This window comes from Thermosynechococcus sp. (genome assembly GCF_046299635.1).
Classification (GTDB): Bacteria; Cyanobacteriota; Cyanobacteriia; order Thermosynechococcales; family Thermosynechococcaceae; genus Thermosynechococcus.
On the sequence record NZ_JBKBHV010000001.1, the window covers coordinates 102,126 to 122,001 of the forward strand.

A 19,876-nucleotide genomic window follows, 5' to 3' on the forward strand; every position below is an offset into this window, starting at 1 on the left:
AAACACAGGTCTCCGCTAAGTCGTAAGACGACGTATGGGGGCTGACGCCTGCCCAGTGCCGGAAGGTTAAGGAAGCTGGTCAGCGCAAGCGAAGCTGGCAACCGAAGCCCCGGTGAACGGCGGCCGTAACTATAACGGTCCTAAGGTAGCGAAATTCCTTGTCGGGTAAGTTCCGACCCGCACGAAAGGCGTAACGATCTGGGCGCTGTCTCGGAGAGAGGCTCGGCGAAATAGAAGTGTCTGTGAAGATGCGGACTACCTGCACCCGGACAGAAAGACCCTATGAAGCTTTACTGTAGCCTGGAATTGGGTTCGGGCTTTGCTTGCGCAGGATAGGTGGGAGACGTTGAAGTATCCCTTGTGGGGGATATGGAGTCGCCAGTGAGATACCACTCTGGCAAGGCTAGAATTCTAACCTTCTGCTGTTAGCCAGCGAAGGAACAGTTTCAGGTGGGCAGTTTGACTGGGGCGGTCGCCTCCTAAATGGTAACGGAGGCGCGCAAAGGTTCCCTCAGGCTGGTCGGAAATCAGCCGTAGAGTGCAAAGGCATAAGGGAGCTTGACTGCAAGACCCACAAGTCGAGCAGAGACGAAAGTCGGCCTTAGTGATCCGACGGTTCCGCGTGGAAGGGCCGTCGCTCAACGGATAAAAGTTACTCTAGGGATAACAGGCTGATCTCCCCCAAGAGTTCACATCGACGGGGAGGTTTGGCACCTCGATGTCGGCTCATCGCAACCTGGGGCGGTAGTACGTCCCAAGGGTTGGGCTGTTCGCCCATTAAAGCGGTACGTGAGCTGGGTTCAGAACGTAAATCATTGCGTCACTCCACAGTAATGTGGAGCAGCAAACCGACTAAAATCGGTAAAATCTTGATCAGTGACCGAACGGCTGGTTAAGACAATACCGAGGGTAAGCAAGAGTCTCGTGACAAATGATTTGATTTTGAGTTATATTGCTGGTTTCCTAGATGCTGATGGATGTATCAATTTACAACTAGTGCGACGTAAGGATTACATCCTTGGTTATCAAATTCGCGCTAGTATTACTTTCTTTCAGTCTTCCTCTCATCGTTCCTTTTTGGAGTGGCTGAAGTCCATTTTCCAAGCAGGGTTTGTGAGAGATCGAAAAGATGATCTGAGTGAGTATGCAATTGTTGATGCACCATCAGTTTTGAAGGTGTTGCTAACTTTACGCAGTTACCTTCGTCTAAAAAAACCGCAATGTGAACTAGCTATTACTGTTCTAAAGGAAGTTGTTCAATCAAAGCGGTTGTCACCTGAACAATTCCTGAAGCTTGCTCAGAAGGTGGATCAATTCGGTGAGCTAAATGCTTCCCGAAAGCGTTCCATTCGCTCTGATCAAGTAGAACAGTTCTTGAGATCACGACAACTCTTGATCCCGTAGAGACTGAAGCCTAGGCTTGAGTTAGCCATCAAGCGTAAGCTGAGATGCTCTGAGCTTGTCAGAGACATCAAATGTCGGCTCCTGATTCGTTAACGGCGAGAGTCAGGATGAAGATATAGTCCATGCTCGTAGTGATACGAGAACAACATGCGTGAGACAGTTCGGTCCATATCCGGTGCAGGCGTAGGAGCATTGAGAGGAGTCCTCCTTAGTACGAGAGGACCGGGAGGAACGCACCTCTGGTGTACCTGTTATCGTGCCAACGGTAAACGCAGGGTAGCCATGTGCGGAGTGGATAACCGCTGAAAGCATCTAAGTGGGAAGCCCACCTCAAGATGAGTGCTCCCATGGCATAAGCCAGTAAGGTCACGGGTAGAACACCCGTTAATAGGCTCTCGATGGAAGTCCAGCAATGGATGAAGTCTAGGAGTACTAATAGACCGAGGGCTTGACCTCATTAATCAACAGGTGTCTGAGTTGACTTACTGTACTGACAATCGCTATTTAGTTGAAAGGTTATTTACGCTGAACTCATCTAGCAATTCTTTGGTCTAGGTTCTTAATCCAAAATTAAGGCTTTGCCTAGTGCCTATGGCGCGGCGGAACCACGCTGATCCATCCCGAACTCAGAGGTGAAACGTCGCAGCGGTGAAGATAGTTGGAGGGTCGCCTCCTGCAAAAATAGCTCGGTGCTAGGCAAAATATTCAAACTACCCCATCTAGGCTTTCTAGGTGGGGTCTTGATTTTTAAGAGATATTTAAGGGATGATCAGTTTTGGATAGGGGAGTGACATTGATGGGTAGTTCATGGGTAGTTCGGTTCATATTGCATCAAATATCGCTCTCCTCAAAAGGTTTTTAGGGTCATGCCTCAATTCATACATTTGATGGGTCTTCGGCACTGGGTGCTGGTGGGTTCTTCGTTGGTTGCAGCGGTGCTGGCGGCGGCGTTACCCAGCTACGGACGAATGCAGGACAGTCCAAAGATGTTGGTGGATGAGGTGTGGCAAATTGTGCAGCAGGAATATGTGGATGAGTCGTTTAATCATGTGGATTGGCTGGCGGTACGACGGCAACTGTTGGCGCAGCGGTACACCTCACGGGAGCAGGCCTATGCGGCTATCCGAGGAATGTTGCAGCAGTTGAATGATCCCTACACGCGCTTCATGACGCCGGAGGAGTTTACGGTTTTGCGCACGCAAACCTCGGGGGAAGTCTCGGGGATTGGGATTCGCTTGACGGTGGATGAAAAGACACAACAGTTGACGATCTTGGAGCCACTGGAAAATTCACCTGCAACTAAAGCGGGAATTCGGGCGGGCGATCGCCTGCTGGCCATTGATGGTCATTCTACCCGTCGGATGTCGATTGAGGAGGCATCACGGCGGATTCGTGGGCGGGTGGGTACTCCCATTGAACTTCAATTGTTTCGCCCCAATCTCGGTACATTTCGCCTAACTCTAACACGGGCATTGATTGAACTCTCTGCGGTGCGATCGTTGGTCAAGGAGGAAGGCGGTGCCCGCATTGGCTATATCTATCTGAGTGAATTTACTGCCCATGCGGCAGATCAGTTGCGCGCGGCAATTCGCAAGCTAGAGGCGGAGAAGGTGGAGGGGTTTGTTTTGGATTTGCGGGGGAATCCGGGGGGACTCTTGCAAGCTGGAATTGACATTGCCCGCATGTGGTTGAATCAAGGTCTCATCGTTCGCACGGTCGATCGCAGTGGTCATAGTGAGCAAGTACGTGCGAATCAATCGGCCTTGACGAATTTGCCTTTGGTGGTTTTGGTGGATCACCGCTCTGCCAGCAGTAGTGAAATTCTCACGGGGGCATTGCAGGATAACGGTCGTGCGATTGTTGTGGGCACACCAACCTACGGTAAGGCCTTGGTGCAATCCATTCATCAATTAAGTGATGGCTCAGGCTTATCAGTGACTGTTGCCCATTACTACACGCCCAATGGCACGGATATTAACCGTACGGGAATCACGCCGAATATGATGGTGAATTTGCCCAAAGAAGTGAGTACCAATCCCCATTTGTGGACAACAGCAGCCGATACCCTCTACCAAGCAGGAGTGGCTCAATTGCGCCAAGCCATTTATCGGAGTCAAGCGCCTAAACCTGTGAATACAGCTCAAACAGGGGAGCAGGAGCAGTTTCGCCAGCCCCTTGGTGTCCCTTGTCCGGTGCAGTGATGGTTGCTTCAGAGATTCATCAGGAATACCTCCCTGAGATTCAATTGGCCTTCCATGCCCTTGGAGAGCCGTTGCGGTCGAAGCTAATTGAGATTCTGCATCGCGAGGAGCTGTGTGTCTGTGATTTGTGCGATCGCCTGCACCTCACCCTTTCAAAGCTCTCGTTTCATCTGCGGGCACTGCGGCAAGCGAATCTTGTCCTATCGCGGCAAGAGGGGCGGTGAGTCTATTACACCGCTTAAATCGGCTACAATTTGAAGTTCTAATGGCCTATTTGCAACAGTTTACGGTCGGGGAAACGGTACTGGCTTGCATCTGTTCGTGACTGATTTGCTGAACACAATTCGCCGTGCTGAGCTGCCTGCCGATAAAGCTAAAAGTCAACGCCGCGCTTCAGATCAACGCCCTTCTCGGCATAGTGTTTGTGGCAAATCATCTCGGAGTGGACACTGGCCAGTTCAAAGTAGGCGGGGGGATATTTGCAGCGACCGGTAATAATAATTTCAGTGGTGCGGGGCTTGCGCAGGAGCGTTTGCACAATGGGTTCGACGGGCAGCAGCTCGAGGTCAACGGTGGGATTGAGTTCATCAAGAATAATCGTTTTGTAAAGGCCAGAGGCAATGGCCGCTCGGGCAATTTCCCAGCCGCGTTCGGCTTCGATGTAGTCAATTTCCTGCTGCTGACCGCGCCAGACAATGGCATCGCGACCACAGCGGTGGTGATCTACTAGGTGAGGGTAGCTTTCCTTGAGGGCGGCGATCGCCGCATCTTCGGTATAGCCTTGCCCCCCTTTGAGCCACTGGAGAATCAGGACACGGTGGGATTGATCGCGGCTAATTCCTTTGCCGATCGCCTGCAGGGCTTTACCGAGGGCACTGGTGGACTTGCCTTTGCCGTCGCCGGTATAGATTTCAATCCCTTCAATGCCCTGTTCTTGAGCCGTAGCGTGTACCAGGGGACGCATTTCCGAGTGGAGGTCAGCAATTTGCAGGAGTTGGGCAGGGGCACCCCGGCCGGTGGCAATAATTTCTAGGTGTTCGGGCTTCCGACGAAGGGTGTTGACAACTTCATCAATGGGCAAAAGGCCTAAATCTAAAACGGGGTTGAGTTCATCTAAAACAATGACGGAATAGAGACCAGAGGCGATCGCCCCCTTGGCAATATCCCAGCCCCGCTGGGCTTCTTGGCGATCGAACTTGGTGATCTGCTCGGCGGTAAAGTATTCGGCGCGGCCAGTGCGCACTTGATCAATGAGATGGGGAAACCCCCGCTGTAGGGCTTCAATGGCGGCATCTTCGGCATAGGCACGGCCAGGCCCTTTGAGAAAGCGCAGGAGGAGCACCCGAGTTGGCCACGCAGAAGCAATACCCAGACCAATAGAGCGCAGGACAACGCCGAGAGCGGCTTGGGATTTGCCTTTACCGGCACCGTCATAGACGTGGAGTTGACCGCTCACCCGTCCGGGACGCATTTGGGCGGTTTGAATGCCAATACCTGCACGGGTCATAGGGGCGTGAATAAAAGAACCTAAAGGGATTGTATCAAGGGCGGGGTTGGCTTTTGAGAAGAACTGCTTCAACCGTTAGCTCAGTGGGGGTGGTGGCAGTAATCGCCCAGCGCAGGGGCTGACCATGGGCTTGCAGCGCCTGTTCAATACAGTCATAGAAAGGGGGGGAAAGGGCGTGACGAGGTAGGGTAAGACGGACAAATTCGGTTTGCATAGGCCTGAGGTCTTAAACCCTAATGATAACGACGGTGACATTGTCGCGCCCGCCGTGGGTTTTGGCCGCATTCACAAGTGCAGTCGCGGCTTTTTCAACATCGGGTTCGCTGAGGTAGATGCTGATGACATCATCAGTGAGTTCTTCGGTCAAGCCGTCGCTGCACAGAAGCAGGCGATCGCCGGGCTCTAGATCAATAGGCTGAATATCAATTTGGGTCAGGTCTTCGCGGCCTAGGCATTGGGAGAGTACATGGCGCCATGGGTGTTGCCGTGCCTGCTCAATCGTCAAGCTGCCTAACTGTACGGCTTGGGCAATCCAAGTGTGATCGCTGGTAATTTGCTGAAGTTTGTCTTTGCGCCAGCGATAGATGCGGGAGTCCCCCACATGGGCACACCAAGCGCGATCGCCAGTTTCATCAATGAGAACCACAACAGCCGTCGTACCCATATCGGCACGGGCGGTATTTTGACGTTGTTGTTCAACAATGGCGTAGTTGGCTGCGAGAAAGGCTTGGCGGAGTAGGGTTACTGGATCATGTTGAAGTTCTTCAAGATGGGTTTCTAGGTAGGCCTGAATCTGTTCGACGGCTAAACGACTGGCTTCCTCACCCCCAGCATGCCCCCCCATGCCATCAGCAACAATAAAAAAACGCTGATGCTTTTCGTCAATATAAAAAGCATCCTGATTGCTTTTGCGAATCAGACCACAGTCCGTTAAGCCGGCAACGTCCATGACCCCCCTGTTTTGGGATGCTTGTTAAAACATTTTTTCATACTTATCGAGTTTAAGCATCAATCGCCAATAGAGGATACCAAACCATACCGCTAATGCGGCTGCCACACCTGCTAAGAGCAGATACTGGTTGACGAGTAAAATGGTCGCCACCAAGGAAAAACTGCCAATGAGGACGACATAATTTAGCCCTAAGTTAATGTTACTCAGGCGCCGCAGAATGCGATCGCTCTCACTGGAACGGACGCGCAAGCGCAGATCACCATCTTCCAGTTTATCCAGAACTTCTTCAAGGCGGCGGGGCAGACCAATGGCACTACTGCCCACTTGAGCCGCTTGACGACTCAATTCAGAGAAAAGACTGCCATTACTGGGATCGGGGAAGTTTCCGTTAGTCATAAGTTCAGTCGCAAATGGCTGGGCAACTTGCAGGAAGTTAAAGTCTTTATCGAGTCCCTTGCCCACCCCCTCTAGGGTGGAAAATGCCCGCATCACAAAGGTAAATGTGGCGGGAAAACGGAAGGGTTGGTCATAGGCAATTTCGTAGAGGTCATCGCTAATTTGAGCCACAGATTGGGCTTCAAAGGACTGGTTCATGAAATTGTCGAGGAGATACTGAATCGAGCGACGTACCGGCCCTAGATCGCCTGTGGGTACCAACGCCCCTAGCTCTACAAGGCACTGTACCACCTGTTCGGCGTCCCGTTGGGCAATGCTGAAAAATGTTTTCAGCAATTTATCGCGGGTAACAGGTTGAATGCGCCCCATCATGCCAAAGTCGTAGAAAATCAGTTGACCGTTGGGGCTGACGGCAATGTTGCCTGGATGGGGGTCAGCGTGGAAGAAGCCGTCGGTGAGCACTTGATAGAGGTAGGCCTTAGCACCCAGTTCGGCAAGGCGTTTGCGGTCTAGGCCGGCCGCTTCGAGGGCTTCGTAGTGGCTGATTTTAATCCCGGGCAGGTACTCAAGGGTGAGCACCCGCCGAGAGGTGTAGCGCCAATAGACGCGGGGAACACAGGCCCACTCGCGATCGCGAAAATTGCGGCGGAAGGTGTCGGCATTGCGTCCCTCATTGAGGTAGTCAATTTCTTCGTAGAGAATGCGGCAGCACTCGTCGTAGATGCCCATCCAATCGCGGCCTTTTCCCCATTTGGGATGGTTTTGAAAGTATTGGGCAATGCCTTTGAGAATTGCCAGATCAATATCAAACAACTGCCGCAGGCCGGGGCGTTGGACCTTGACCACCACTTCTTCACCGGAGAGAAGCTGCGCTTTGTGGACTTGGCCAAGACTGGCAGCGGCCATGGGAATGGGGTCGAAACTGCGAAACAGCTCAGGGATACGGCGGCCAAAGTCTTCGTAGATGATTTTTTCGACAAGCTCGTAACTAAAGGCGGGGACGCGGTCTTGCAGTTTGCTCAGCTCTTCGACGTATTCGCTAGGGAAAAGATCGGCGCGGGTGGAAAAGAGTTGTCCCAGTTTGATGAAGGTGGGGCCAAGGTCGAGGAAGGTTTCGCGAATCCAAATGGCTTGGGCACGGCGGCGGGCGGCACGTTTGGCATCGGTCATGCCCCCCCAGTAGCTCCAAGATTTGGTGAGGAGCCAGCGGCCAAAGAGAAATCGCCAGACAAAAAACCAAATGTCAAAGAAGCGCCGCGTTTTCGAGTACCGCTCGCGATTCCAACGGTAGGATTTGCCGGTGGGGGTCAAATTGGCCGAAACTGGTGTGGACACGCGCTCTTCCGTAGTGAGTGATCTCAACAAATTGTAACGAATCCCCAAGGAATCATAGGGCTACAGGGCATAGCGATCGCGCCCCATGCCGAGGGCAAAACGCAGGGAATCGGGCAGGCTTTTGCTACTGGCGGTTAAAAAGAACGTCAGCCCCACGAGGCTAAAGACTGCTGCCATGCGAAAGATCAGGCGATAGCCCAAAGGATCAATTAGCCCCCCCAGCAGTGGCCCGGCCAAGGCCATCCCTAGATCAAAGCCGCCTAAACTGAGACTGAGCACCCGTCCTCGCTCCTCAGGACTGGAGCGATCGGCCATCAGAGCTGCCACCATGGGAATAATCACACCCCCCGCTAAGCCTTCCAAGATTGCTGCCCAGAGAACCTCAAGGGGAGTACGGGCCTGAGCAAGCAGGATCATTGCCAAAACGTAGCCGGCTAAGCTGGCGGAGATAAAGATTCCCCGCCCCCAGCGATCGGAGGCAGAACCCGTGGCCACACGACCCATAAAGCTGGCGATCGCCGCTACGGAGTAAAACAGCCCTGCGGAAATGTCAAGCCGCTCCGCAGCAATAAACAGGGGAATAAAGGTGGCGATCGTGCCAAAGGTCAGCCCCACGCTCAACATCACGAGGCTCGGAATCCGCAGTCGCTCTGAAAGCAACAACCGCCAAAAGAGGCTTTTCTCTGGGTGAGGTATCTCTGAGTCCTGCGGGATATTCACTGCCCGCACCCCTGCGGCAGCCATGAACCCAAGGGCAGCTAAGCTGCTGGCAACGATGAAGACCCAACTGTGACTGTAGTTTATTTGTAGCCAACTGCCGAGACTGGGTCCGAGGGCAACCCCAATGGGATGCACAAGACTGGTGTAGCCGATGATTTCCCCACGATGCTCAGGGGGGGCAATATCCGTCACCAGCGCCATGTAGCCGGTGGTAAAGCCGGCAATGCTCACGCCATGGAGAAGGCGCACTGCAACAAGAAGGGGCAGGTTGTGGCTGACGATATAAAAGAGGGGGGCGATCGCCGCCACAGTGAGGCCAATAAGCAGGGTAATTTTACGCCCCCGGCGATCGGCCAGAGGCCCTAACCAAGAGCGGGAGCAAATGAGTCCAACGGCAAAGGCACCCATCACAAACCCCACCTGATGGGGCGTCCCCCCCGTTTCAGCAATATACAAGGGTAAAGTGGGTAGCATTGCAGCGATACTTGACCAAAATAATAGACCAGCCAGTACCAGCCTGAGTAGCGTTTGCCGTACCGATGGGGGTAGTTTCAACAGGACAACCACAAATCCCCCTTGTTAACAAAACGTTACATTCCTTATCTATCATAACTTTTTGCTGGTCGTCAGCCATGCACCTGAATTTCATAAAGATTGCCGGGAAAACCCCATCAGGGATAGCTGGAGATCTAGATTACTTATTCTTTCTGACTGGCTTCCCTTCGAGGAAGCAGAATGAACGGAAACTTAAAAGGGTAATTCTCCCTGATCAATTTCGGGAGGTACTGTTTTTGGGATGCCATTCATTTGGCTTTTGCATAGCCCTACGGCAATTTTGCTGTGCTTTTCAATTTGGCGCATCACTTCACGGGCACGCTGAATGACTACCGGCGGGAGTCCCGCAAGACGACCGGCTTCAATGCCGTAGGAGCGATCGGCACCGCCGGGTTTGACTTGGTGTAAAAAGATAATCTCGTCGGGAAGTTCCTTGACAACGACTTGGTAGTTGGCCACATTGGGCAGGAGTGTTGCCAGTTGATTCAGCTCGTGGTAATGAGTGGCAAAAATGGTGCGGGATTTCAGCGTGGTGGCCAAATATTCTGCCACCGACCAAGCGATCGCCAGCCCATCAAAGGTGGCCGTGCCGCGCCCGATTTCATCGAGGAGGACAAGGGAGCGATCGCCTGCATGGTTGAGGATATTGGCCGTTTCGTTCATTTCCACCATGAAGGTGGATTGGCCTGTGGCCAGATCATCAACCGCGCCCACGCGGGTAAAGATGCGATCGCAGATTCCCAACGTGGCACTTGTCGCAGGCACATAACTGCCCATTTGCGCCAGCAGTTGAATCAGACCCACCTGCCGCAGATAACAACTTTTGCCACTGGCATTGGGGCCTGTCAACACCATGAGATCGGCACCGTTGCCAAGGCAGGTATCATTCGGGACAAAAAATCCTGCAGGTAACATCTGCTCCACCACCGGATGCCGCCCGCCTTGGATTTCCAACCGCCGATCGCTTGTCAGCGTTGGGCGACAATAGCCCTGATACAGTGCCACCTCCGCCAGTCCCAAAAGGGCATCCACTGCCGCCACCGCCGCGGCAATCTCACGAATCGTGGAAGCCTGAGCAGCGACCTGCTCTCGCAATTGGACAAAATACTGGTACTCCAGCTCAAAAAGATGGCTCTGGGCCGCCAATAGCCGGGCTTCCCGTTCCTTGAGTTCAGCCGTAATAAAGCGCTCTTCGTTGGTGAGGGTCTGCTTGCGGATATAGTCCTGCGGCACTTGGTTCAGCTTAGCGCGGGACACGCTGATATAGTAGCCAAAGACTTTGGTATAGCCCACCTTGAGGGTGGGAATGCCGGTGCGCTCCCGCTCTTGGGCCTCCAGATTGAGAATCCACTGCTGATCCTGCTCAATTTGCCGCCGTTGCTGGTCTAGCTCTGGATAGGCGCCCGGCCGCAGGAGTCCCCCTTCGGTGAGACTAATAGGAGGCTGATCCACAAGGGCAGCACTGAGGGTGTCGGCCAACTGCTCAATCCCGGGTGGTAGGTGAGCCAAGGCTTGAAGATAGGGCGATTGGGTTGCTGTAACAACTGTGGCAAGGGAAACTAATGTCCGAAAGGAGTCCCGCAGTGCGGCTAAATCACGGGCATTGGCCGTCCCCGAACCCGCCCGACCGGCGAGGCGTTCGAGGTCATAGATTTCCTGAAGGTGGCGGTGCAGGCTCTGGCGCAGGCTACTATTGGCCATCAATTCGGCAATGGCCTCTTGGCGCGCGGTAATTTGTTCAATGTCAAGGAGGGGCTGCAACAACCAGCGGCGCAATAGACGCCCTCCCATGGCCGTCGTGGTGCGATCGATCGCCCACAGCAGTGAGCCTTGGAAGCTGCCATCGCGAACGGTTTGTGTCAATTCCAAATTGCGGCGGGTTTGCGGATCTAGAAAGAGATACTGGGCAAGGGAGTAGGTACTGAGGTTTTGCAGAGGCACCGGTTGTTGGCGATGGGTTTCATCCAAATAGGCCAAGAGGCCACCGGCTGCCCGCATGGCAAGGGGCAGATGCTCACAGCCAAAACCCTCGAGGGATTTGACCTGAAAGCGTTGACACAGCCGCCGGCGCGCCTCCGCTGCCTGAAAATCTTGGGGCGATCGCAGGGTATAGCACCACTGGGGCGGCAATTCTGCCGGTAACCGATCCTTGGCTTCGCCGGGGCGCAGAATGCGATTAATGTCCGGTGCTTCACTGGGAAGGAGAATTTCGGCAGGCTGCAAGCGATTGAGTTCCGCCACCAACTCGGCGCGATCGCTCCCTTGGGTGGTACAAAACTCCCCTGTCGAGACATCGGCATAGGCCAACCCCCAATGATTCCCCGACAGCAGAACGGCCGCCAAAAAATTATTGCGGCGCGGCTGGAGCAGCTCCGTATCCAAGACCGTTCCCGGCGTAAAGACTTGGGTGACCTCCCGCTTCACCAATCCTTGGGCTTGGGCGGGGTCTTCCACTTGATCACAGATGGCAATGGCATAGCCCTTTTCAATGAGGGTACGGCAGTAGCGTTCAAGGGCATGGTGAGGAATGCCGGCCATTGCCACTCGACCCACTTCTTTACCCCCCTCTTTGCCGGTGAGCACCAGTTCCAGTTCGCGGGCCACAATACAGGCGTCCTGAAAAAAGGTTTCGTAAAAGTCCCCCACCCGATAGAGGAGCAGGGCTTGGGGATAGGCATCCTTGATTTCAGCGTAGTGCTGAAGCATTGGGGTCAGGAGCGATCGCTCCACTTCATCATGACGCACCTGTAGCCCGGGGTTGCGTCCTAACCGCAGGGTAGGAGACTCGGTGTCAGAATGGGGCAACAGGCGATCCTCAGACATGGCAGGGTCACAACTTCCTATGGTGTGTTCCTAGGAATTTCATATTATAGTGTTCTCTATTGTGAGTCAGAGTGCTTAATACTCATCCCCCGTCGTCTCCATAAAGAGCCACTCTGCGAGTCCCGAACTATTTTCCCCAAGGATGGAAACTGCCTCTTGAAAGCGGCTGCGTTGAACATTGGCCTTACTGATGCGCTCGGCATAGGTGGTCATCAAAAGGTAGGGTTTGCTTTCACTTGATTGGACAAAGGTTTCTACACCAGCAACAAGGGGATGGATTTCAAAAAAATGGTGCAGGGCGATCGCTTGGCTAAGCATTTTCGCTTCGACAAAACCCAAATAACGGGTGAGGGTATCCCAAATCGCCTCATCATCGCAGCGAAAGCTGACCTCGACAAAGTAGCGCATCCCCACCTCACACATCCCTGTCGTTATCTTAGCTGCTTCTATTGCCACCATTGTCATGATCTTTGGGCTTGCTCCCGGAGAGCAGGCGGCACACGTAGTTAGGGAGCGTAGCTGTTTCTCCTATTGATCAATGACCCGCAAAATGACCAACGTCATATCGTCGCTCCGCCGCCCATTGGCAGCGGTGAAGACCTCAACGGCGTCAAAGATGTACGCCAATAGTGCCTGTGCCCCTAACCCTTTGGCGCAGCCCTCCTTGACAACTGCGGCGAGACCTTCCTCCTCAAGGCGTTTGCCCTTGGGATTATCCGCTTCGGTGATGCCATCGGTGTAGTAAACAACAGTATCGCCGGGTTGAAGCCGCACTTCTGCTTCTTGATATTGGCTGCGGGTATCCAGGCCAATGAGCATACCGTAGGTGTCCAGCCGATGGATAATCCCGGTTTCAGCCCGCCACAGGAGGGGGGGAAGGTGAGCCGCATTACTGTAGGCGAGGAGCCGAGTTTGGGGATTATACTCCGAGTAAAAGAGGGTCACAAAGCGGTGGGAGCTTTCTAAATCCGGCTGCATGGCACGGTTGAGGTGCTGCAAAATACGGCTGGGACGGTGACCATTCAGAGCTTCTGCCCGTAGCATTCCCCGCGTCATGGTCATGATCAGGCCGGCGGGAACCCCTTTGCCCATGACATCGCCAATGGCAATCCCCCAACGACCCTGCTCAATGTCCTTTTGATCGCCAAGACCATAGGTAATGGGAATAAAGTCGTAGTAGTCCCCGCCGACCCAACTGGCGGTGCGACACTCGGCGGCCAGCTCTAGGCCATGGATCTTGGGACAGTGGTGGGGCAAGAGGCGCCGTTGAATTTCCGCACCGATTTCCAGTTCTCTGTCTAACCGCTGGCGATCGCGCAACTTTAAGGCCAGTTCATCGTTGGCAATGGCGACCGCTGTTTGATCGGCAATAACCTGCAAGAGTTGCTGCCGCGTTTCGTTCCACTCGTATTCGGGTTGCTGACTAAAAACGTACAGCCTTCCCCGCTCAATGAGTCCAGAATCCTTGACGAGAATGGCGGTGCCGAAAAATTGAATGCCTTGGGGGAGGCGTTCTCGCAGTTGTTGATCCAAAAGTTGCTCAAGACGAGGCTGGCCGCTCTCGCGATCGCTCCCCACATCAATTGCCGCCATACCAACGCTATTGGCGAGGGTGCGGGTGGCCGTTTCTAAGGCAGCGCGGATATTCGGGCACTGATCGCTGGCGTGACAGTGGAGTTGTTCAAGGCGGGCTTGACCATCGGCGCGAAACAAGACTAGAGCCGCTGCCTCCGCCTCCGTAACCCGACAAGTAATGAGCGGGATCAGTTCAAAAAATTGATTCAGATTGTTAAAACTGCGCAGCGCAAAGCTGAGGGACGCCAGTAGCTCCTGAATTTTACTGTTTTCCCGCTGTAACCGCGACACCATTTCCTTGAGGGCGATCACAGGGCTAGAGGAAGTCATAGAGGATGAGGGCAAGGCAGGTGACATGGTAAGTTACGCCAGCAAAAGCGTCAATTGACTCTACAGCGTAGCGCAAAAAACGTCAAGATGAAAGGATTTAAGATTTTTTATAGAACTTTTAGAGGATACCGCCCGTCACCATGCTGTTGCGATGGCTGAAGGTCATCAGGGTTCCCCCAAGGGCGATCGCCCCTCCCAAGCCGAGGAGTACTGGTTGCAGTCCCCAGCGGGTTTCGGCCAGACCGGCCACTGCCAAGGGCACACTGAGGGCAATATTCACGAGGTTATTTTGCAGCCCAAAAATCATCCCCCGCTGTTCGGCGGGTGTCATGAGTTGAATTAAGGTTTGCATTGGAATGGCCACAAAGGCCGCAAAGAACCCTAAGCCGATGATATAGCCGATACTCCAAGCCAAGGAATCGAGACTCAGAGACAGGCCAAGGAACATCCCCCCCATGCCCCAACAACCCAGCAACCCCGACCAGTCGTAGGAAAAGCGCTTGCCCACCGTATTCAAAAGCAGTGCCCCTAGACCCAGTCCGCCGGCAGCAGCCGCCAAAAGAAACCCAAATTGATCCGTATCGAGGCCGGGTAGAACCTCGGCAAGGCGCACCACTAAAACAGACATGGCCGCCACAATGGCAAAGAGCAGGATGAGTTGCAGCAGTGCAAACCGCAAAGCCGTATATTCCTGCAAGAGCTGAAGTCCTTGGCGGAGTTCTTGCCACACTTGGCGATAGCGGCTTGGCGGTAGATGACACTGATCCGGTGGCCGCAGCAGCATCAATAGAAGGGCTGCCCCACCATAGCAGGCACTGACAAAGACAGCCCCACCCCACTGAGAATGCCAGTGGCCTGCGAGATTCAGGAGCGGCTCACCGGCAGCAAACCCCACGACAAGCGCAGCCATCATCGTCAGCGTATAGAGGGAGTTGGCGGACATCAGATGGGACTTATCCACCAAGAGAGGAATTGCTGCTTGTTCTGCGGGGGCAAAGAATTGCGTTAGACAAGAAATTGTAAACGTGATCAGTAACAGGGCGACAAACCCAAACCATTGCCCGGCGCCAAGAAGAATCGTGATGGGAATCCCTAAAACAAGGAGGGCACGGTAGAGATTGGTTACAATGAGCACCTGTTTTTTTGACCAGCGATCCACGAGCACCCCTGCCACCGATCCGAGGAGGATGGCCGGAATCGTAAAGGCAATCATGATAGCTGACACCCAGCCACTAATACTCTGGTTTGCCGTTTGGAAAAACTCCGTCGTGAGGGCAATGACAAAGACAAGGTAAATTTTGTCGGCCAACTGCGAGCAGATCTGCGCCAACCAAAGGGCAATAAAATTGCGGTTTTGCCAGAGGGGAGGCACCGGCGGTAGGGGGAGATCCAAGCGAATGTCTTGCTGCTCAATGGTCATGGCTGGGACACCACAACAGGTGAAAAACAACTATCAAGGAGGGGGGGCACCCGCAACGTTTGCTCTAGATGAAATTGCAGGTACTGCCGCAGCACTCGCTCAAGGGAAAGCCAAACACTGAGGGGATAGGCCTCGGCTTGGGTAAGGAATTCATCCCGTGCCAAGGCTTGGGTGGCAGGCAAGGCAAGCCATTGCCCCAGACGCACTTCGCCGGCGGTTAGTTGGCGATCGCCCTTGGAAAAGCCACCCGAAACATAATTGTTCTCCGCTGTGTGCTCTGCTTTGATGGTAAAAACGCCACCCCTAGCAAAACTGAAGCCTAATCGCCAGTCGGTATCCGCCGCAGGGACAGCAATTTCGCAGCCACTGTCATAGCACTGGTACCATTCCGGGGCAATACCCCCCAATCGCAGGATGCCACACAGGCCTCGCACTAATAGCGCCAGCGCCGCACGACTCGAGGCTCCCTGAAGCTGATCTAAGGTGGTACAGAGCCAATCAAAGAGATCCGGCTGGGGTTGCTGCGGATGGACTTGGTAGAGCACTACCTCACCGAGATATTGAGCAGCCGTCAGGATTGTGAGATGGCAATTGAGGCCTTGGTATGTTGCTACCGTTTCTGCTTGGAGAATGCGATCCAGATTGCGGCCAGGGCTAATGAAGAGGTCATTGACCACAAACAAGTCCACTCGTCCACCCAGTTTCGAGCGCAAGCCACGGCTATGGGGGGCAACTAACTTCAACAGCCCGCGATCGCGACTAAAGACACTGAGCAGGCGATCGCTTTCCCCTAGGGGCATCGTCTTGAGATTAATGCCGATAGTGCGGTAGGTGCGACCCATTCCCGGTATCCAAGTAGTGGCGGCAAATTTTTTGCCTATCTTTTAGCCTATCGCGCTCAGTCCCCTCAGCAGTGATCAACTTGTTGCGGGCAAACCATTCCACGCCATGGTTCTCAATCTGCTCCCGCAGGTCTGCATTCTCAATATCGTGATAAAGGAGGAGATCCACCCGTTGGGCAATGGGCAGTTCGGCGATCGCCTCAGCAAGGGCAGCTTGATCCCTCAAGGTGAGGTTCTCACCAAAGAGGACAATATCTATGTCAGAAGTTGTTCTGAAAGTGCCGATCGCCCGCGAGCCAAAAAGCACGATGCGTTCTACCTTCGGATTGGCTGCCAAGGTGTCAATAATGGCTTTGCGTTTTGCAGGGGTGAGTCCATCCGTCATTGCTGATATTTTTGCTGCAAGCAATTGTACAGTGTCCGAAAAACAGGCGTAAACCTGTGTTTAATCAGTCGTTCTGCCTCCTTTGCCATTTGCTCTTCGTAGGTATGGCTCAATAAATTACGCTTTGCCAAGGCATCTAGCAGTGTTTCCGTATCTTCCTCAGTGAGATAGCCTGTCTCAAAGGCCTTGCGAATGGCCTCTCTGGGGGTTTTCACATCCAGCCCTTCATAAAAAAGAAGGTCTTTCAACGTTTTCCATGCCAGTTCTAGGGTGAACTCAAACATTTGCACCAGACCCGCTCGCTCCAGTTCAGAATACTCCTGCTGAGCACAGGCAGTTTCTAGGCGGATCAGGGCGCGGCTGAAGTTCTGCAACCGCTGTTGCCAACGCCTCCCATCTCTACCTGTCATGTTTGCAAACCGCCGCTTTTCTGAATGATCGCCTTATCGCCAACGAAAGGCTGGGTCTAGCTCATAGCCAAACCGCGTTGGCTCTACGGCCGTTAGGTCAATATCGCCTAAGCCGTATTCCTGCCAGCGTGCTGTGACCCGCCGTGCCACCTCAGGATCAGAAGTCAGCGGATCACCCCAAGGATGGTCGGTTTCAGGAGGGATTTTGGTGGTGGCATCAATGCCCATACGTCCGCCAAGGCCGATTTTTTTGCTGGCAAAGTCAAGGGAGTCAAAGGGGGTCTCTCCCAAGATAAACACATCGCGGCTGGGATCCACCTTGGAGCTAATGGCCCACACCACCTGACGCGGATCGCGGATATTGATCTCTTTGTCCACCACAATTACAAACTTGGTGTAGGTAAACTGGGGTAGGGCGCTCCAAAAGGCGAGGGCAGCGCGGCGGGCTTGGCCGGGATAGGCTTTGTCAATGGCAATAATCGCTACCTTGTAACTCAAAGCCTCCATGGGCAAAAAGAAGTCCACAATCTCCGGTACCTGCTGCCGCAAAATCGGCGTGTAAATGCGGTTGAGAGCAAGAGCAATCATCGCCTCTTCCTTGGGCGGGCGGCCACTAAAAGTGGTGAGATAGATGGGATTGCGGCGATGGGTGAGGCAGTGGAAACGAATGACCGGTGAATCTTCCACACCACCGTAATATCCCATGTGATCACCACAGGGGCCATCGGGCAAGACTTCACCCAGCGTAATCGTACCTTCAAGGACAAATTCCGACTGGGCAGGCACCTCTAAATCAACGGTTTTGCACTTGGCCAAAGGGATGCCGCCCCCCCCATAAAGTCCGGCAAAGAGCCATTCGGACAAATCCACGGGAATTGGCGTTGCTGCCGCCATGATGAGCAAAGGATGCACCCCCAAGGCCACGGCGACTTCCAGCTTTTGACCACGGGCAGCAGCTTTCCGGAGATGGCGTGCCCCACCCCGCACCGAAAGCCAGTGGACGGTCATCGTGGTTGGGGATTGTAGTTGCAGGCGGTAAACCCCCACGTTGGGAATGCCGGTCTCACAGTCTTTGGTAATCACCAGCCCAAGGGTAATTATCTTGCCCGCATCCTTGGGGTAGGGGCGGATCAGGGGCAGTCGCCGTAAGTCCAGATCGGGCGCCTTGATCACCACCTGCTGGCAGGGGGGGAAGAGATCTCGACTCGGCTTGGCCCGGATCACATCAAAGAGAAGTTTGCCAAAATCAAGGGCTTGACTCAGGGTTTTGGGGGGCTTGGGTTGTTGCAGCTTGGCCAACTTTTCACCGAGGGCTTCCAGTTCAAGGGGGTGCTCCATGTTCATGGCCCAACACACCCGCTCTAGGGTGCCCAGCAGGTTAATGGCCACAGGATAGGGGGAGCCAATGACGTTTTCAAAGAGCAACGCCGGCCCACCGGCCGCCAACAGGCGGTTACAGATTTCGGCAATTTCTAGGTCGGGATCCACAGGTACGCTGATGCGTCGCAGTTGTTGCCGCTGCTCTAAAAGCCGGAGATATTGCCGCAGGTCGTTCGTCATCGGGGCTGAAAATCACGTAATCTCTTTTATGTTAAGAGGGTCGAGACCAGCGTGCAGGAAATTCATGGCGGTTCATCCCACGGCAGTGATTGAGGCGGGTGCCCACATCGGGGAAGATGTAGAGATTGGTCCTTTTTGCTATGTGGCGGCAACGGTGGAGATTGGGCGCGGTACTCAGTTGGCTCCCCATGTCACGCTGTTGGGATACACCCGTCTTGGCGAAAATTGCAAAGTGCATAGTGGGGCGGTGATTGGCGATCTGCCCCAGGATGTGGCCTATCAAGGGGGCATTAGCTATGTCCACATTGGCGATCGCTGTATCTTGCGCGAGGGAGTGACGATTCATCGGGGAACGCAACCGGAGACGGTGACCCATGTCGGGCACGATTGTCTGCTAATGGCCCACAGTCATTTAGGCCACAATGCCTACGTGGGGAACCATGTGACGATCGCCAACAATTCTCTCATTGCAGGGTATGCCCAGGTGGGCGATCGCGCGTTTATCAGCGGCAATTGCCTTGTGCATCAATTTACCCGCATTGGTCGCTTGGCCATGCTCTCCGGCGGCACCGCCATTCAAAAAGATGTGCCTCCCTTTTGTATGACCCGTAGCCTTAGCACCAACACGATCATGGGCTTAAATGTGGTGGGGTTGCGGCGAGCAGGCTTTTCGGCCCAAGAGCGACAGCTCCTCAAAAAAGCCCTAGATATTCTCTACCGCTCCCACTTCACCACCTCCCAGGCGGTTCAACACCTACGGGAACAGTTTGTGCATCCCCTCATTCAAGAGTTTTGCGATTTTATCAGTGCTTCAGAACGGGGCATTTGCCACTTTGTCCGCCGAGGGGAAGGAGGTGATTTGTCCTGAGGAGGCTCAACTTTTCGAGTACGATCGCCCAACAGACTCTTGCCTCTGCTCCCCATGGCTGAAGTGTTGTTATTATCCCTCATGAGTGGCAGCCTCGGTGTGTCGGCGTTGCTTTACTATCAGTGGTGGGCTTGGCAAAAACAACTCAGCCAACAACAAAATGAAGAAGAGGAACAGTTGACGACCTACCCCTCCAAACAAGAACCGCATCAAGCATCCCCCAAGCTGGGAGGTTGGGAATTCAAAATTCTGCGATCGCGCCGCAACCGATTTCATGATCCCGATGTGCTGCGCAAAGTCTGCCAAGAGGAAGCCCAAGGGGGCTGGATTTTATTTGAGAAGCTTGACGATCGCCGCCTGCGCTTTAAGCGCCCCATGGCTCTACGGGAAAAAATTAAGCCTACCCCCACCTATGACCCTTACCGTAGCTACTATGGCTCTCGGTTTGAATGGGAATCTTTGTTGTCCGTGATACTCTTGATGATAATGGCAACCTTACCTGCATATTTGGGCTATCGCTTGGTTATTCTCACTCAACGGTCAGCCCCGCTGCCAACCACTGCTCCGCCTGCTCCATTGCGTCCCTAAGGTGC

General features: G+C 53.9%; 17 protein-coding genes and 2 rRNA genes (1 of these 19 running past the window's edge). 6 read left to right on the plus strand and 13 right to left on the minus strand.

Annotated features, from left to right (window positions below; translation table 11 throughout):
* The 4 genes from ACK4IR_RS00580 to ACK4IR_RS00595 form a co-directional block, all read left to right on the plus strand.
* Positions 1–1,860 (plus strand): 23S ribosomal RNA (locus tag ACK4IR_RS00580) (it extends 1,756 nt beyond the left edge of the window).
* Positions 1,861–1,985: 125 nt separating this feature from the next.
* Positions 1,986–2,102, plus strand: a 5S ribosomal RNA gene (gene rrf, locus ACK4IR_RS00585).
* A gap of 168 nt (positions 2,103–2,270) precedes the next feature.
* Positions 2,271–3,605 (plus strand): S41 family peptidase, encoded by a 1,335-nt coding sequence (locus ACK4IR_RS00590; protein ID WP_409871198.1) that lies wholly within the window; start codon positions 2,271–2,273, stop codon positions 3,603–3,605.
* A complete protein-coding gene (locus ACK4IR_RS00595) occupies positions 3,605–3,829 on the plus strand; it encodes an ArsR/SmtB family transcription factor (RefSeq protein ID WP_409871201.1) in 225 nt (74 codons plus the stop codon). The genes ACK4IR_RS00590 and ACK4IR_RS00595 overlap by 1 nt, the downstream gene beginning before the upstream one ends.
* A 149-nt stretch (positions 3,830–3,978) precedes the next feature.
* Here ACK4IR_RS00595 and ACK4IR_RS00600 read toward each other — a convergent pair whose 3' ends face one another.
* From ACK4IR_RS00600 to ACK4IR_RS00660, 13 genes are all read right to left on the minus strand, one after another.
* The gene (locus tag ACK4IR_RS00600; protein WP_409871204.1) at positions 3,979–5,112 is read right to left on the minus strand and encodes a cob(I)yrinic acid a,c-diamide adenosyltransferase; all 1,134 of its coding nucleotides are present in this window, start codon (positions 5,110–5,112) and stop codon (positions 3,979–3,981) included.
* Positions 5,113–5,146: 34 nt separating this feature from the next.
* Positions 5,147–5,326, minus strand: a complete 180-nt coding sequence (locus ACK4IR_RS00605; protein WP_409871207.1) for a hypothetical protein — start codon at positions 5,324–5,326, stop codon at positions 5,147–5,149.
* Between the two features lie 12 nt (positions 5,327–5,338).
* On the minus strand, positions 5,339–6,061 hold the full coding sequence (locus tag ACK4IR_RS00610) for a Stp1/IreP family PP2C-type Ser/Thr phosphatase (RefSeq protein WP_409871210.1): 723 nt from the start codon (positions 6,059–6,061) through the stop codon (positions 5,339–5,341).
* A 24-nt stretch (positions 6,062–6,085) separates the two neighbouring features.
* Positions 6,086–7,795: an ABC1 kinase family protein gene (locus ACK4IR_RS00615; RefSeq protein ID WP_409871212.1), complete on the minus strand. Its 1,710-nt coding sequence runs from the start codon at positions 7,793–7,795 to the stop codon at positions 6,086–6,088.
* A gap of 60 nt (positions 7,796–7,855) precedes the next feature.
* Positions 7,856–9,082, minus strand: a complete 1,227-nt coding sequence (locus ACK4IR_RS00620; RefSeq protein ID WP_409871214.1) for an MFS transporter — start codon at positions 9,080–9,082, stop codon at positions 7,856–7,858.
* A gap of 180 nt (positions 9,083–9,262) precedes the next feature.
* Positions 9,263–11,893 carry a DNA mismatch repair protein MutS gene (gene mutS, locus ACK4IR_RS00625; RefSeq protein WP_409871217.1) on the minus strand — a complete coding sequence of 877 codons (2,631 nt, stop codon included), beginning with the start codon at positions 11,891–11,893 and terminating at the stop codon, positions 9,263–9,265.
* Between the two features lie 75 nt (positions 11,894–11,968).
* Positions 11,969–12,358 carry a hypothetical protein gene (locus tag ACK4IR_RS00630; RefSeq protein ID WP_409871221.1) on the minus strand — a complete coding sequence of 130 codons (390 nt, stop codon included), beginning with the start codon at positions 12,356–12,358 and terminating at the stop codon, positions 11,969–11,971.
* A 63-nt stretch (positions 12,359–12,421) separates the two neighbouring features.
* Positions 12,422–13,825: a PP2C family protein-serine/threonine phosphatase gene (locus tag ACK4IR_RS00635; RefSeq protein ID WP_409871224.1), complete on the minus strand. Its 1,404-nt coding sequence runs from the start codon at positions 13,823–13,825 to the stop codon at positions 12,422–12,424.
* A 91-nt stretch (positions 13,826–13,916) separates the two neighbouring features.
* Positions 13,917–15,218: an MFS transporter gene (locus ACK4IR_RS00640; protein WP_409871226.1), complete on the minus strand. Its 1,302-nt coding sequence runs from the start codon at positions 15,216–15,218 to the stop codon at positions 13,917–13,919.
* Positions 15,215–16,060 (minus strand): DNA repair protein RecO, encoded by an 846-nt coding sequence (gene recO, locus ACK4IR_RS00645; protein ID WP_409871229.1) that lies wholly within the window; start codon positions 16,058–16,060, stop codon positions 15,215–15,217. The genes ACK4IR_RS00640 and recO overlap by 4 nt, the downstream gene beginning before the upstream one ends.
* A complete protein-coding gene (locus ACK4IR_RS00650) occupies positions 16,029–16,445 on the minus strand; it encodes a nucleotidyltransferase family protein (RefSeq protein WP_409871231.1) in 417 nt (138 codons plus the stop codon). Before ACK4IR_RS00650 ends, recO begins: the two co-directional genes overlap by 32 nt.
* Complete coding sequence (locus ACK4IR_RS00655) at positions 16,442–16,855, minus strand: HI0074 family nucleotidyltransferase substrate-binding subunit (RefSeq protein ID WP_409871233.1); 414 nt, start codon at positions 16,853–16,855, stop codon at positions 16,442–16,444. Before ACK4IR_RS00655 ends, ACK4IR_RS00650 begins: the two co-directional genes overlap by 4 nt.
* Positions 16,856–16,888: 33 nt before the next feature.
* On the minus strand, positions 16,889–18,415 hold the full coding sequence (locus tag ACK4IR_RS00660; RefSeq protein ID WP_409871236.1) for a UbiD family decarboxylase: 1,527 nt from the start codon (positions 18,413–18,415) through the stop codon (positions 16,889–16,891).
* A 64-nt stretch (positions 18,416–18,479) separates the two neighbouring features.
* Here ACK4IR_RS00660 and lpxA point away from each other — a divergent pair, with 64 nt between their 5' ends.
* Together lpxA and ACK4IR_RS00670 are read left to right on the plus strand one after the other, a co-directional pair.
* Positions 18,480–19,283, plus strand: coding sequence for an acyl-ACP--UDP-N-acetylglucosamine O-acyltransferase (gene lpxA / locus ACK4IR_RS00665; RefSeq protein ID WP_409871238.1), 804 nt, complete (start codon positions 18,480–18,482; stop codon positions 19,281–19,283).
* Between the two features lie 54 nt (positions 19,284–19,337).
* Positions 19,338–19,871: a hypothetical protein gene (locus ACK4IR_RS00670; protein ID WP_409871241.1), complete on the plus strand. Its 534-nt coding sequence runs from the start codon at positions 19,338–19,340 to the stop codon at positions 19,869–19,871.
* Positions 19,872–19,876 lie beyond the last annotated feature (5 nt).